This window comes from Actinomycetospora sp. CA-101289 (assembly GCF_050955895.1).
Classification (GTDB): domain Bacteria; phylum Actinomycetota; class Actinomycetes; order Mycobacteriales; family Pseudonocardiaceae; genus Actinomycetospora.
The window spans coordinates 5,110,693-5,124,369 of record NZ_CP192093.1 but is presented as its reverse complement, the minus strand read 5'-3'; the positions used below and the strand labels follow the sequence as shown (position 1 = coordinate 5,124,369).

General features: G+C 76.8%; 14 protein-coding genes. 8 read left to right on the top strand and 6 right to left on the bottom strand.

Going from position 1 to position 13,677, the window contains the following annotated elements; translation table 11 throughout:
* Positions 1 to 9: 9 nt before the first annotated feature.
* Positions 10 to 504, bottom strand: a complete 495-nt coding sequence (locus tag ACQPX6_RS25555) for a L,D-transpeptidase (protein ID WP_433783429.1) — start codon at positions 502 to 504, stop codon at positions 10 to 12.
* 153 nt (positions 505 to 657) lie between these two features.
* Between ACQPX6_RS25555 and ACQPX6_RS25550 the strand changes: the two genes are divergently transcribed.
* The 4 genes from ACQPX6_RS25550 to ACQPX6_RS25535 all read left to right on the top strand — a co-directional run bounded on the left by ACQPX6_RS25550 (position 658) and on the right by ACQPX6_RS25535 (position 4,201).
* Positions 658 to 1,692 carry a glycosyltransferase family 4 protein gene (locus tag ACQPX6_RS25550; RefSeq protein ID WP_433783428.1) on the top strand — a complete coding sequence of 345 codons (1,035 nt, stop codon included), beginning with the start codon at positions 658 to 660 and terminating at the stop codon, positions 1,690 to 1,692.
* Positions 1,623 to 2,522: a class I SAM-dependent methyltransferase gene (locus ACQPX6_RS25545; protein ID WP_433783427.1), complete on the top strand. Its 900-nt coding sequence runs from the start codon at positions 1,623 to 1,625 to the stop codon at positions 2,520 to 2,522. Before ACQPX6_RS25550 ends, ACQPX6_RS25545 begins: the two co-directional genes overlap by 70 nt.
* A 63-nt stretch (positions 2,523 to 2,585) precedes the next feature.
* Positions 2,586 to 3,656: a lysylphosphatidylglycerol synthase transmembrane domain-containing protein gene (locus tag ACQPX6_RS25540; RefSeq protein ID WP_433783425.1), complete on the top strand. Its 1,071-nt coding sequence runs from the start codon at positions 2,586 to 2,588 to the stop codon at positions 3,654 to 3,656.
* Entirely contained in the window at positions 3,605 to 4,201 is a 597-nt protein-coding gene (locus ACQPX6_RS25535; RefSeq protein ID WP_433783424.1) for a histidine phosphatase family protein, read from the top strand. Before ACQPX6_RS25540 ends, ACQPX6_RS25535 begins: the two co-directional genes overlap by 52 nt.
* An 18-nt stretch (positions 4,202 to 4,219) precedes the next feature.
* Here the strand turns inward: ACQPX6_RS25535 and ACQPX6_RS25530 are convergent, their stop codons facing one another.
* From ACQPX6_RS25530 to ACQPX6_RS25520, 3 genes are all read right to left on the bottom strand, one after another.
* Positions 4,220 to 4,378 carry a hypothetical protein gene (locus ACQPX6_RS25530; protein WP_433783423.1) on the bottom strand — a complete coding sequence of 53 codons (159 nt, stop codon included), beginning with the start codon at positions 4,376 to 4,378 and terminating at the stop codon, positions 4,220 to 4,222.
* A gap of 131 nt (positions 4,379 to 4,509) precedes the next feature.
* Positions 4,510 to 4,743, bottom strand: coding sequence for a hypothetical protein (locus ACQPX6_RS25525; RefSeq protein ID WP_433783422.1), 234 nt, complete (start codon positions 4,741 to 4,743; stop codon positions 4,510 to 4,512).
* A gap of 127 nt (positions 4,744 to 4,870) precedes the next feature.
* A complete protein-coding gene (locus ACQPX6_RS25520; protein WP_433783421.1) occupies positions 4,871 to 4,996 on the bottom strand; it encodes a hypothetical protein in 126 nt (41 codons plus the stop codon).
* A gap of 127 nt (positions 4,997 to 5,123) precedes the next feature.
* Here ACQPX6_RS25520 and ACQPX6_RS25515 point away from each other — a divergent pair, with 127 nt between their 5' ends.
* Complete coding sequence (locus tag ACQPX6_RS25515) at positions 5,124 to 6,455, top strand: right-handed parallel beta-helix repeat-containing protein (protein WP_433783420.1); 1,332 nt, start codon at positions 5,124 to 5,126, stop codon at positions 6,453 to 6,455.
* A gap of 52 nt (positions 6,456 to 6,507) precedes the next feature.
* Here the strand turns inward: ACQPX6_RS25515 and ACQPX6_RS25510 are convergent, their stop codons facing one another.
* On the bottom strand, positions 6,508 to 7,626 hold the full coding sequence (locus tag ACQPX6_RS25510; RefSeq protein ID WP_433783419.1) for a glycosyltransferase: 1,119 nt from the start codon (positions 7,624 to 7,626) through the stop codon (positions 6,508 to 6,510).
* A gap of 75 nt (positions 7,627 to 7,701) precedes the next feature.
* On the opposite strand from ACQPX6_RS25510, the gene ACQPX6_RS25505 reads away from it, so the two are divergent.
* From ACQPX6_RS25505 to ACQPX6_RS25495, 3 genes are all read left to right on the top strand, one after another.
* A complete protein-coding gene (locus ACQPX6_RS25505) occupies positions 7,702 to 8,805 on the top strand; it encodes a hypothetical protein (protein WP_433783417.1) in 1,104 nt (367 codons plus the stop codon).
* An 85-nt stretch (positions 8,806 to 8,890) separates the two neighbouring features.
* Positions 8,891 to 10,285 (top strand): hypothetical protein, encoded by a 1,395-nt coding sequence (locus ACQPX6_RS25500; RefSeq protein ID WP_433783416.1) that lies wholly within the window; start codon positions 8,891 to 8,893, stop codon positions 10,283 to 10,285.
* Positions 10,282 to 12,327, top strand: coding sequence for a Wzz/FepE/Etk N-terminal domain-containing protein (locus ACQPX6_RS25495; protein WP_433783414.1), 2,046 nt, complete (start codon positions 10,282 to 10,284; stop codon positions 12,325 to 12,327). The genes ACQPX6_RS25500 and ACQPX6_RS25495 overlap by 4 nt, the downstream gene beginning before the upstream one ends.
* 136 nt (positions 12,328 to 12,463) lie before the next feature.
* On the opposite strand, the gene ACQPX6_RS25490 is transcribed toward ACQPX6_RS25495, so the two are convergent.
* Entirely contained in the window at positions 12,464 to 13,642 is a 1,179-nt protein-coding gene (locus ACQPX6_RS25490; RefSeq protein ID WP_433783413.1) for a lipopolysaccharide biosynthesis protein, read from the bottom strand.
* Positions 13,643 to 13,677 lie beyond the last annotated feature (35 nt).

Below are 13,677 nucleotides of genomic sequence, written 5' to 3'. Positions count from 1 at the left end.
CGCCAACGCTCACCGCACGATCTGTACCTCGTCGCCCGGCTCCAGGGCGGCGAACACGTCGCGGGCGTCGTCGCGCTCGAGCCGGACGCAGCCGTGGGACGCGCGGGTCGTGTCGCCGCTGTGGAACGCGCGGCCCTCGTCGTCGAAGAACACGGAGTAGGGCATCGGCGCGTTGCCGCTCTCCTTGCTGACGTGGTGGCGCTCCTTGCGCTGCACCGTGAACGTGCCGGTCGGTGTCGGGTCCTCCCGCGAGCCGGAGTGGATGTCCATCGGCGCGCTGGTCGCCCGGCCGTCGTCGGTGAGCCAGGCCTGCTGCTCGGAGAGGTCGACGCAGACGTCGGCGGTGCTGTCGCACGGGGGCGCGTCCGCGGCGGGCGCGGCGGCGGCGAGCGGGGCGGCGGCCAGCGTGGCCGCCGAGGCGACGCCGACGGGCCAGAGGGCGGTGCGGACGACGCGGGCGGCGCGCGCGGGGGAGCGGTGGCGGCCGGTGCGGTGAGCAGTCATGAGGGTGCCCCTCCTCGAGGTCGGGGTTGGCGGGGCACACCGGGCGTGCCCGCCACCTCCCGACCCCCACGCCCCCGCCACCCGATCGAGCGAACGGGGAGTTCGTACGCGTAGAAGCAGCGAACACGCCGTTCGCTGCGACAAGGTGCTCGAGTGCCCGTCCTCCACGCGGTGCTCCCCGCCGACGTCGACGACCCCGCCCTGGTCAGCGGCGGCAACGTCTACGACCGCCGGGTGCTCGACGGCCTGCGCGCCGAGGGCTGGACCGTCCACGAGCACCCCCTGCCCGGCGCCTGGCCCCGCCCCGACGACGCCGCCCGCGCCCGCCTCGACGCCGCCCTCGGCAAGACCGACGGCCCCGTCCTCCTCGACGGCCTCGTGGCGTGCGGGGTGCCGGAGGTCGTCGTCCCCCACGCCGCGCGGCGACGCCTCGCCGTGCTCGTGCACCTGCCGCTCGGGGAGGAGTCGCCCGACCTCGACGCCCGCGAGGGCGAGGTCCTGCGCGCGGCCCACGCCGTCCTCGTCACCAGCCCGTGGGCCGCAGGACGGCTCCGCGAAAAACACGGCGTCGACGCCATCGTCGCCCCGCCCGGCGTCGACCCCGCCCCGCTCGCCCCCGGCACCGACGGCGCGCACCGCCTGCTCTGCCTCGGCGCCGTCACGCCCACCAAGGGCCAGGACCTGCTCGTCGACGCGCTCGCCGCGCTGCCGCACCACTCCTGGACCCTCGACCTCGTCGGCCCCACCGACCGCGACCCCGCCTTCGTCGCCGCCCTGCGCACCGCGATCGCGCGCGACGGCCTGGCCGGCCGCGTCCACCTCCACGGACCCCGCCACGGCGCCGACCTCGCCGCGATCTGGCGCGCCACCGACCTGCTCGTCGCGCCCTCGCGCACCGAGACCTACGGCATGGTGGTGACCGAAGCCCTCGCACGGGGCATCCCGGTGCTGGCGAGTTCCGCCGGAGGGCTGCCGGAGACGTTGGCGAACGGCGGAGTCTTAACGCCCGCTGAGGACGTACCGGCACTCGTCGCAAGCCTGGACCGCTGGTTCGCCGAGCCGGCACACCGCAACGGGCGACGGATCTCAGCGATATCTCGGCGTTGCAGGCTTCTCCCGTGGACGCAGACGTCGCGACGGGTGGCCCAGGTGCTGGCGACCCTCCTCGCGGACCCCTCACCGGGCTGAGCGAGCGCCCGGACCACGCGCGTCCCGGCGCCCCGGCGGCCCCCGACTGGCTCGCCCTGCGCGAGCCCGCCGACGCCGAGGCGCGGGCGATCGACCTCGTCGAGGACCTGCGCGCCGGCCACCCCGCGCCGGGCCGGATCCTCGACCTCGGCGCCGGCACGGGCGCGATGGCGCGCTGGCTCGCGTCGCGGATGCCCGGCCCCCAGCACTGGGTGCTCGTCGACCGCGACACCGACCTGCTCGCCCACGCCCGCACGCGCCTGCCCGCCACGGCCCGTGACGGGTCGCCGGTCACCGCCGAGACCCGCGTGCTCGACATCGCGGCGCTGACCGCCGACGACCTCGCCGACGTCGACCTCGTCACCGCCTCCGCGCTGCTCGACGTGCTCACCGCCGACGAGGTCGACGCGATCGCCGCGGCCTGCGTCGGCGCGGGGTGCGCGGCGCTGCTGACGCTCTCGGTGGTCGGCCAGGTGCGCCTCGAGCCCTCGGAGCCCCGCGACCTCGCCTTCGGCGCCGCGTTCGACGCCCACCAGCAGCGCCCCGTCGGCGGGCGGCACCTCCTCGGCCCCACCGCCGCGGCCGCCGCCGAGGCCGCGTTCACCCGCCGCGGCGCGCACGTCCGCTCCCGTGCGAGCCCGTGGCAGCTCGGGCTCGACGACGTCGATCTCGCGGTCGCCTGGCTCCTCGGCTGGGTGGCGGCGGCCGTCGCGCAGGACCCCGACCTCGCGCGCCACGCCGATGCCTACCTCGACCGCCGCCTCGAGGCCGCCGAGCAGGGGCGCCTGCGCGTCACCGTCGGCCACCTCGACCTCCTCGCCCTGCCCTGAACCCCGAGAACCCCGACCCCCGATCTGTCCGGAACGCTCCCCAGCTCCCCACTGGACTCCTCCGTGTCGCTCCCCGACATCCCCGCTCCCCGCACCAGCCCCGAGACCACCGAGAGACCGCAGGCCCCCACCAAGATCTCCCTCGGCGCCGTCGTCCGCCTGCTCGTCGGCGTCGGCCTGCCCGTCCTGCTCGTCGCCCGCCTCGGCGCGGACGGGGTCGTGGACGCGCTGGCCGGCATCACCGCGCCCGCCGTCCTCGCCGCCCTGGTCCTCGGCGCCGTCGTCACCGTCGCCGGCGCGGCCCGCTGGTGCGTCGTCGCGCGCGGGGTCGGGCTGACGTTGTCACTGCGCGCGGCCACCACCGACGCCTACCGCGCGATGCTGCTCAACTCCCTGCTGCCCGCCGGCGTGCTCGGCGACGTGCACCGCGCCGTGCGCCACCACCGCCCCGGCGACGCCCGCGGCGCCCGCGCCGTGGTGCTCGAGCGCGTCGCGGGCCAGGCCGTGGTGGCCGTGGTCGGCGCGGTCGTGCTGCTCGCGCAGCCGTCGTTGCGCGCGGCGCTGGTCGGGCCCGGGGCCCTGGTCGCCGGGGGCGCGCTGCTGCTGGTCCTCGCCGCGGCGGGCACCTGGCTGGCGATGGCCCGCCGCGCCGCCCGCTGGCGGGTCGGTCTGCTCGCCGGTCTCCGCGACCTGCGCGAGGGCCTGACCACGCGCCGCACGGGCCCGGCCGTCGTCGCCCTGTCGCTGGTGGCACTCGGTGGCCTGCTCGCGATGTTCGTGCTCGCCGCGCGCGTCGCCGGCGTCACCGCCCCGCTCGGGCAGCTGCTGCCGCTGGTCACCGTCGCGCTGCTGGCGATGACGGTGCCGCTGACCGTCGGCGGCTGGGGTCCCCGCGAGGCCGCGGCGGCGCTCGCCTTCGCCGCGGTCGGCCTCGACCCGGGCCAGGGCCTCGCGACGGCCGTCGTCTACGGGGTGCTCGCCCTGATCTCCTGCCTGCCCGGCGCGCTCGTCCTGCTCGCGGACGCCCTCGGTCGTCCGAATGCGCACCGGGTGCTCACCGCTGCGGCACTACCGTGGCGGACGTGCTCACCCTCGTCCGCCACGGTCAGAGTGCAGCCAACGCCCGTGGGCTGATGTGCGGGCGGTCCGATCCGCCGCTGACCGACACCGGGCGGCGCCAGGCCCGGGCGCTCGCCTCGGGGCTGCCGCGGCCCACGCGGCTGCTCTCGAGCCCCCTGGCCCGGGCGCGCGAGACGGCGGCGCTGCTCGGCGCGGACGTGCCGGTGGAGATCGACCCGCGCTGGACCGAGATGGACTACGGCGACCTCGACGGCCAGCCCATGACCGCGCTCGACGGCGAGGCCTGGCGCACCTGGCAGGCCGACCCCGACCACGTCCCCGCGGGCGGCGAGTCCCTCGCGGCGGTGCGGGCGCGCGTCGCGGCGGCGTGCACGGAGCTGGCGGACGAGGCGGCGCGCGGCGAGGTCGTCGTGGTCAGCCACGTCTCGCCGATCAAGGCGGCGATCAGCTGGGCGCTCGGCGTCGGCATCGAGATCGCGTGGCGGATGTACCTGCTCGACGCCGCGGTCTGCCGCATCGACACCAGCGGACCGGTGCCCCTGCTGCTCGCGGTCAACGACGAGGGACCCCTGCACGCGGGCACCGTCCAGCCGGCGTGATCCCGGCGCGGTGACCGCTCACGCCCGCGAGTGCCGCCCGGGCGGCGGCGCCGCCGTGATCACGGCCGTGGTCGTCGAGGCCCGCGAGCGGAGGTAGTCCTCGGCGGTCAGGGCGACCGGGCGGATGATCCCGACGCTGCGGGGGGTGCCGTCGCGCGGCGCCTCGTGCTTGGCCATCGGAGTCCCCCCGGGGTCGACGGTCGGCCTCGTCGCCGGCTCGTGCCTGCTTCTCGCGCGCGGGGCCTCCGCCGTTAGCGACACCAGAGACACTCACCCGCCCGAACGACGTGGGCCGTCCGGGGGACAGGTCAGGGAGCGCCGGTCGGCTCGTCGACGGGGCGTGACGGCTCGTCCGGCCTCCGCGGGTCCGGGACGGGGGCGCAGGGGACGGCGGGGCGCCGGCGCGGACGGCCCTCGCCGCGCCAGGCGCGGACGGTGCGGTCGTCGAGCGTGCCGCGGCGGGCCAGGTCGACGACGGGCGTCACGATCCACCCGGCGATCGCGGCGCCCGCGATGCCGAGGACGACTGCTCTTGTGGCCATGCCCGCTCCCTCGCCGGCATCCCCCCGGAAGCCGCCACGTGTGACGTGGTGTGGCCATCCTGGAGGTGGTCCGGGGTCAGCGGGGGGAAAGAGACCGGAACGTGAAGAGGCGACCGGTGACCCGACGTCAGCGCCGGGTGCTCCACTGGCGCTCGTCGACCGTGCCGTGGACGGCCATGCTGGCCCAGGGCGCGATCAGCCATGCGGCGGCTCCCGCCGTCGCACCCGCCACCGCCGTGAAGATGATGGTCATCGCAGGCAACCTCCGCGCTCCCGGAACGTCTGACGGCTCTGTCGCCGGGACGGGGCGCCGGTGTTACGCCGGTCGCCGATCCGGTGTCGCGCCGTCGCCGGACGGTCCGCGGCGGCATACTGCGCGGGTGATCGACGCGGGCCGGGCCTGGTCGCGCCGGGGCGCGTTGCGCCTCGCCGGGGCGACGGGGCTGGCCGTCGTGGCCGCGCCGGCCGCGTGCGCGAGCGCCGCGCCGGTGCCCCTGGTGCCCGGCATCCCCGCCGACGTCCCCACGCCCGCGGGCGCCCCGCTGCGCGAGGGCCCGGTGGCCGACGTGCGGGCGCTGGGCGCGCGGGGCGACGGGCGCGCCGACGACGCCCCGGCCTTCCGCCGGGCGCTGCAGGGCGTCGCCACCCCGGGCGGGCCACGCACCCTCGCCGTCCCCGCCGGCCGGTACCGCCTCGCGCTGGACGAGCCCCTGCGGGTGCCGGCGGGCGTCATCGTGGCCGGCGAGCCGGGGCGCTCGTTCCTGCTCCCCGAGCCCGCGCCGGGCACGCGCGCCGAGCTCGTCGGCCTGCTCGTCGACGCGCCCGGGGTGACCCTCGACGGGCTCGTCGTCGAGCGCCTCGTCGACGTCGACACCGTGCTGGTGCGGCTGGGTCAGGTCGACGGCTTCCGGCTGTCGCGCTCGGTGCTGCTCGGGCACACCGACGCGCTGACGCGGTTCGCGCACGGCGTGCAGGTCGGCACCGCGGACGGGACCAGCTCCGACCTCGCGCTGACCGACTCGAGCGTCGCCACGACGACCTACGGGCTCTACCAGGCCAACCCGTCCCGCGCGGTCACCCAGGGCGTCGCCGTCCGGGGCTGCACGTTCGTGCGCAACGCCGACACCGACCTCGAGTTCAACAGCCCGTCGGGCTCGTTCCGCGACGTGCGCGTCGAGCGCTGCACGTTCCGCGACCACGACGCCCCCGGCTTCGCGGTCGGCGTCGCCCACTGCGCCGACGTCGCGATTCGCGGCTGCACGGTGGAGCGCTACCGGATGGAGGCCGTGCACGTCGAGGACTTCTCCACCGACGTGCTCGTCGAGGACAACACGTTCACCGCGTGCGGGCTCACCGAGTTCGCGCACGTCCAGGTGATCGCCGGCGCCCGCCGCGTCACGGTCCGGGGCAACCGGCACGACGCGACGATGAACACCCGCCCGATCCCGATCGTCGGCGGGCTGCCCGGCGGCGAGGGGCTGACCGCGGGCGGGCGCCCGCTGGACCCGCCGACCGAGGTCACCGTCGCCGACAACGAGATGCGCTGCGCCGCGGGCATCACCGCGGTGGCCTTCGACGACGTCCCCGTGGGCGCGATCACCGGCAACCGCGTCGACGGCCCCGACCTCGACGCCCCCGACGACGCCTTCGTGCTGCGCGGCACCGGGGCGGTCCGCGTCGAGGGCAACGTCCTCAACGGCCGCCCGTCGTGAGGTGCGCTGCGCGCTCGTGAGCAGAAATCGGTGCTCCGGCACCGAGGTGTGCTCACGTGCGCGGAGCGCACACAGCGATCTTCGCGGCGGCGAGGACGTCGTCGGCGGAGCGCTCGGGGGACGCGGAGTCGGTGGGCACGTCGGCCGCCCAGCCGGTCCACGCCCGGCGCGACCTCTCGAGCCCCGCGTGCAGCCCGTCGACGTCCGGCGCCACGATCCACGCGCCGTCGACGCCGCGCAGGTTCTCCGCGATCCCGGCGCGGTCGGACACCACCACCTGCAGGCCCGCGACCCGCGCCTCGAGCGGCGTGAACCCGTAGACCTCTTCCAGCGACGGCAGCACGAGCGTCTGCGCCGTCGCCAGCACCTCGACGACCGCGTCCTCGTCGAGGAACCCGCGGAACCGCACGCGGTCGGCGACGCCCAGCTCCTGCGCGCGCGCCCGCAGCGCCGGCATCTCGACCCCGTCGCCGACGACGTCCAGCTCGGGCGCGCCGTCGAGGCGGGCGAAGGCGTCGATCAGCGCACCGACGTTCTTGCGCGCGATGAGCTGACCGACGTAGACGAAGCGGTGCGCCGCCGGCCCCGGGCCGTCGCCGACCCCGGCCTCCTCGCGCAGCCGGCGGGGGCGCTCGCCGAAGAGCTCGAGGTCGACGCTGTTGACCGACTCGACGATCCGCTCGGGCGCGACGCCGGACGTGATCGCCGCGTCGCGGGCGGCGGGGCCGGGCACGACCACCGCGCCGGCGTGCGTGAACAGCCAGCGGCGCAGCCGGTCGACGGGGCCGCGCGTGAAGCGGCGGCTGGTCAGCGTGCTCTCGGAGAAGATCACGTACGGGACGCCGCGGCGCACCGCCCGCGCCATCGTCCAGGCGCTCGCGAGCTGCGCCCAGGTCGGGATGACCACGACGTCGGTGTCGAGCACGCGCTTCGCGGCGCCGGGCCGCAGCACCGCCTGGTACGAGTCGAGGCTCGCCAGCGGCCCCTTGCGCGGCAGCTGCCAGCAGGGCACCAGCTCGGAGGCGTAGCCCGGGTGGGGCCGGTAGCGGAAGTGGCGCTCGGGCTCCTCGGCGTAGAGGAAGTGGACGAGCAGGTCACTGCGCCGCGCGAGCTCGGAGAACAGCGGTTCCCGATAGGGGGCCTGCGCGTCGGTGAACCACGCGATCTGCATGCCCGCTCCCGGTTCGTGCCTATGCTGCCTGCGCACGGTAGCCGTGGGACACAACCGGTGCGAGAACGGAGCAGCGTGGATCACTCGCGGGCGACGGCGATCGTCGAGATGGACCCGCTCGGCCACCGTCTGCAGTATGTCCGGTTGCTCCTGGAGCGTCTGCCTGTCGCGCAGCGTGTCCTCCTGGTCTCGCGGCGGGTCGCCCGGTCGCCGGAGTTCGCGGAGTACCTCGCGCACACCGAGGCCGACGTCGTGGTGCTGGACGCCGACGACCACGACGCCGCCGTCACCGAGGCCCTGGTCACCGCGACCGCCCGCGGCGTCGGGCACCTCGTCGTCCCCGACGGCGACAAGGCCGTCCGCCCCCTGCTCGCGGCGCTGCTGCGCGAGTCGCTGACCCGGGCGCGTCCCCGCCGGCCCCGCGTCACCGTGCTGCTCATGCGGACGGCCCTGCCCGGCGGGTCCGAGGCCGCAACGGTGGGGATGGCGCTCAAGCCCGTGCTCGTCGCGGCGCTGCGGCGGCTGCCCGGGGTGCGGGTCCTGTTCCTCACCGACGCGTTCGGCGTCGTCACCCGCCGGCGCGGCTTCCCCGGGGTGACCCCGGTGCGCGACCCGGTCAGCCCGCCGGCCGAGACCCCGCCCCGCACGACGAACGGGCGCGCCCGCGTCGGCGTCCTCGGCGTGATCAGCGCGCGCAAGAACGTGCCGGTGCTCGTGCGCGCGGCCACGGACTGCCCCGAGGTCGACGTGGTCCTCGCCGGGCGGTGCGAGGACGACGTGCGCGACTTCCTCGCCACCGACCCCGACGTGGCGCGCCTGCGTGCGGAGGGCCGCCTCGACGTCGACGACCGCCTGCTCGACGACGCCGAGTTCGACGCCGCGCTGCGGTCGGTGGACGTGGCCGCGGTGCTGCACGACAACGACGCCCCGAGCGGCATCGTCGCCGAGGCGTGCGCGCGCGGGGTGCCGGTGCTCGGGCCCGACCGCGGCTGGGTCGCGACGGTGCTGGCGGCCACCGGGTGCGGCGTGCCCGCCCGCGTCGACGACCCGGCGGCCGTCGCGGCGTCCCTCGGGCAGCTGGTCGCCGACCGGGCGCGCTACGTGCAGGCCGCCCGGCAGGCGGGTCGCTCGCTCGGGGTACAGGACTTCGCTTCCCGGCTGGTCGGCGACGCGCAGTGAGATCCTGACCGCCACTCGGCGGCGCGCGTTGACCCGTTCGGTACCGTTCGCGGGGATCTCGACGATCACGAGTGGGGGGAGCGTGATGGCAGGGCGCGGACGTGGCCTCTGGGGCTCGCTGACCGCGCCCACCCTGCCCGCGATCGTCCCGGCCGCCCTGGTGCTCGCGTCGCTCCCGCTGCTGCGGCCCGGGATCCTCGGCGAGATGGCGGCGCTGGCGGGCTGCGCGCTCGCGCTGGCCGCCGGCGGGGCTGCGCTCCTGCGCCGCGAGCGCGTGCCGGCGCGACCGGTACCGGCCGTCCCCGTGCTCGTCGGGTTCCTGGCGCTCGCCTACCTGTGGATGGTCGGCCACGGCGCGATGGTGTTCGCGCCCGGCCGGATCAACGGTCTGTTCCAGGACGTCGTGCTGACGGTCGGCTCGCTCGTCGCGTTCGCCCTGGTGCTCGCCGACCCGCGCGCACGACGCGCGGTGGTCCGGGGCGTCGTCGTCGTCACGGTCGTGGTCTGCGCGGGCTGGGTGGTCACCGCGATGATCTGGGCCGTGGCGGGCATCGGCGCCGCCCAGATCGGGACCGTCCCCGTGGGCACGTACGAGCCGCAGCCGGTGTACTTCCCCTTCACGATCACCTACTCGACCTTCGACGTCTTCGGGCAGGCCGTGCCCCGTCTGAACGGGTTCGGGCGCGAGTCCGGCTGGATGGCCATGTTCTGCGCGGCGTCGTGGTTCCTCGCCGACGCCGCGGGCTACCGGGCGCGGTGGGTCAAGGTGCTGCTGCTCGCGGGTCTGGTCGGCACGCTCTCCACCGCGGGGTTCGGCGTCTTCGTCGTCGTCCTCGCCCTCGACCTCTTCCTGCGCCCCCGGGGCGGCATCGCGCTGACGGGGTTCGTGCGCCAGGTCGGTGGGCTCGTCGCGATCGCCGCCGCCGGGTGGCTCGCGGTGGCCGCCCCGGTCCTGGGCCTCAACGCGAAGCAGACGACCAACGAGACGTCGCTCGCCGAGCGCCAGGACGCTGCGGCCGCCGGCATCCGCGCGCTGACCGAGTCGCCGCTCGGCGGCCTCGGCTCCGAGAAGCAGGCCGGCATCAACCTCGTCTCCGACATCGCGGTCAACGGGCTGCCGTTCGTCCTGCTGGTGTCCCTGACGATCCTCGTGCCGCCCCTGCTCGCCCCGGGGCGGGGCGCGGCGCCGTTGGGGCGGGCGGTGCCGGTCGCGCTCGTCGTGTTCCTGACCCTCCTGCTCTCCCAGCCCGCGGCCGCCTCGACGTGGGCGTTCGCGCTGGTGGCCGTCGCCTGCGCCGCCGAGGGCCTGACCGACGCCGAGCGGGCGGCGCCCGGCTCGCCGCTGCTGGCCCGCTGGCACCGCCGGTGGGCCGGCCCGTCCGTCCCGTCATCGCCGTCATCGCCGTCATCACCGGACCCCGACCCCGTCACCCCACCACTGGCCCGAGCCCACGCGGCTCCCGGAGGAGATCGACCATGAACGCGCGCGAGTACTTGACCGTCCTGCGCGAGGACGGCCGCCTGATCGCCGGCGTCCTCGTCCTCTGCCTGCTCGGCGCGTTCCTGCTCGACCTGTTCCTGCCGCGGACCTACACGTCGTCGGCGGTGTTCTACGTGTCGTCGGCCGCGCAGGAGTCGTCGTCGACCGACGCGTACTCGGGGGCGCAGCTCTCGACCGAGCGCGTGAAGTCCTACACCGAGCTGCTGCAGGGGCCGCGGGTCGCGCGCGACGCGTCGTTGCTGCTCGGGGGCTCGCCGAACGCCGACGACATCCAGGCGGCCGTGAGCGCCAGCTCGGTGACGGAGACCGTCGTGCTCACCCTGGACGTCACCGAGCGCTCGCCCGACCAGGCCCGCCTGGTCGCCGGGGCAGTGTCCACGGCGTTCACCCGGCTGGTCGGGACCATCGAGTCGACGGGCCAGGCGGTGAACCGGCCGATCGCGACGGCCGAGGTGATCCTGCCGCCGACGCAGCCCGACGGACCGTCCGGGCCGCGGACGACGATCCTCTTCGCCGTCGCCCTGCTGGTCGGTCTCGTGCTCGGCGTCGGCGTGGCGCTGGCACGACGCGCGCTGCGCGACGCGGTGGACACCCCCGAGACGCTCGCTGAGCGCCTCGGTGCACCGGTGCTCGGGGTCGTGCCCGGTCTGCGTCGCCCGCCGAAGCACCCGGCGCTGCTCTCCGAGCCGCCCGTCGGCGCGCGCGGTCGCCGGGCCCGCCGCCAGCGCGCCCGCGCCGAGTCCTACCGCCGTGCCCGGGCCGCTCTGCGGTCGGTGGCCGGCGACCGTCGGTGCGTCGTGCTGACCGGCACCGGCCCGGACCAGGGCACCTCGACCACCGCGATCGACCTCGCCATCGCCATCGCCGCGTCCGGCGACTCGGTGGTGCTCGTCGAGGCCGACCTGCGCAGCCCGGGCCTCGCCGGCGCCCTCGGTCTCGACGGCCCGTCCGGCCTGCGCGACGTCCTCGAGCGCGACCTCGACCTCGACCTCGCCGTGCAGCGCTGGTCGCGCGGCGGGATCGACGTCCTCACCGCCGGCGCCCGGGGTTCGCGCCCCAGCGACGTGCTCGTCGGCACCCGCCTCGAGCCGCTGCTCGCCCGGCTGCGCGAGCGCTACGACCACGTCCTCGTCGACACCCCGCCGGTCACCGACGCCGCCGACGCGGTCGACGTCGCCCGCCACGCCGACGGCGTCGTCCTGGTCTGCCGTCGGGGGAGGACCCGCCCCGACGACATCGACGTCGCCGCGTCCGCGCTCGGCCTCGCCGGCGCGACCGTGCTCGGCGCCGTGCTGACCTGGGCCGTCGACGTCCGCGATGCCCCCGGTGGGGGTCGCCGCCCGGTGCTCGCGCTGCCGGCGGGGTCCTCGTCGTCCTCGTCGCAGCCCGCGCCCGAGAAGGAGCCCGCTCCGGCGGCTCCGGCGCCCGTGGAGCCGGAGCCGACCCCGGTCGCGACGGTGACCGAGGCGCCGGCGGAGGCGCCCGCGGAGGCCCCGGCGCGACCCAGGCGCCCGCGTCGCACGACCGCCGCGGTCACGACGGACACGGGGACGCCGGAGGCGCCGGAGGCGCCGAAGCGCGCGACGCGCAGCCGGGCGAAGAGCACGTCGACGCCCGCGGGCGAGGGCGCGGGCGCCTGGGACTCCGAGCCGCCGACCGTGCGCGTGCGCTCGCGGAAGACGGTGAGCACCGCCGACGGAACGGACGAGGCGCCGCCCAAGCGCACGCCGGCCAAGCGCACCTCCGCCAAGCGCACCGCGCCCGCCGAGGAGCCGGCGACGGGCGAGACCCCGACCGAGCCCGGGACCGCCGCCGAGAAGCCGGCCGCGAAGCCCCGCCGCCGGGCCACCCGCGGTACGACCACGACGGGCGCCGACGGCGCTTCCCACGGCGCGGGGCAGGGCACCGGGGACGGCACGCCTGGCACCGATGCCGACGTGCCGACCCCGGGGCCGATCGTGTCGCCGAGGTCCGCCGCCTCGAACGGCACCGTCACGACGAACGGGACCCACTCGAACTGAGGTCGCGCAGGTGTCCGGACGTGGCCATCTCGATCTCCCGAGGGTGCCGTCGACGCGGCCACGCTCCTGACACTCCCGCGAGATCGATCTGGCGAGCCCCACCCCGGAGCCCGCTCGCCCACGACGGGGCACGTGCTCACCGAGGGACGACGGGCGCCCGGCGTGCGCGGCGGACGACGAGGCACAGCAGGACGAGGATGACGGCCTGGCTGAGGAGGAAACCGGCCGCGGCCCAGACGGCACCGCCGAGGGCGGAGAGCACGAGGGTCGCGACGAGGCCGAGGACCAGGCCGGTGCCGATGGCCGTCGCGACGCCGCGCTGGTGGCCCCGGTTCTGGGCGATGATCGCGGGCGCCTGGTTCAGCGTCGTCACAGCGGCGCCGACGGCGAGGACCGCGAACACGGCGCCGGAGCTCGCGTACTCCGCGCCGAGCAGCAGCGGGATGAGCGGCGGGCCGGCGACGGCCGCGACCAGTGGCGCGAGGGCCAGGACGGCGCCCACGCGGACGACGCGGCGCTCCTCGACGCGCAGGGCCGCGGGGTCGGCCCCGGCGTGGGCGAGCCACGGGGCGGAGACCAGGGTCAGCGAGGTCGCGAGGAACAGCAGCGGGCCGAGCAGACGTCCGGCCGCGGCGTAGAGGCCGCCCTGGAACGCGCCGGCTCCGAGGGTCACGAGGGGGGTGTCGAGCTGTTGGGCCTGGGAGGCGAGGTTGGCGAGCCCGAAGCCGAAGGACTCACGGTGGTGCCCGACGAGCTCCCGGGCGGTGGTCGCCCGCTCGGGCGGGGCGCCGAGGAAGCAGCGGTCGATCAGGGCCTCGGCCGCGAAGCTGGCCGGGATGGCCGCGGCGAGCCCCACCTCGTCCGCCCCGAGCGGGACGAGGGCCAGCGCGACGGCCAGCCCCGACACGCGGCCGGCGAGCTGGCCGAGCGAGGCCTTCGAGAACCTCCCGGCCGCGCGCAGCAGGCCGTGCGCGGTCTGCGCCTCCCACATCGCCGGCCCGGTGAGCGCCAGGAGCAGCGCGGCCGGGAGCGAGGGGGCGAGGGCGAGAGCCACGCCGAGCCCCACCAGCAGCACCAGCACCGACCAGCGCCGCTTGGCCCGCACCAGCGCCCTCGCCGTGGCCACCGGCTGCCGCGCGGCCGCGGTCTCGCGCACCGAGTAGTTGATGAAGCCGGCGTCGAACACCGTCGCGGCGATCTGCCCCATCGCCGCGACCGTGGCGATGAGGCCCAGGGTCGCGGGGTCGATGCTGCGGGCGCCGACGATGTAGGTCAGGCCGAGGACGAGCTGACCGGTGACGAGCGTGCCCGCCACGCCCCCGATGCGGCCGACGAGGAGCGTGAGTCGCG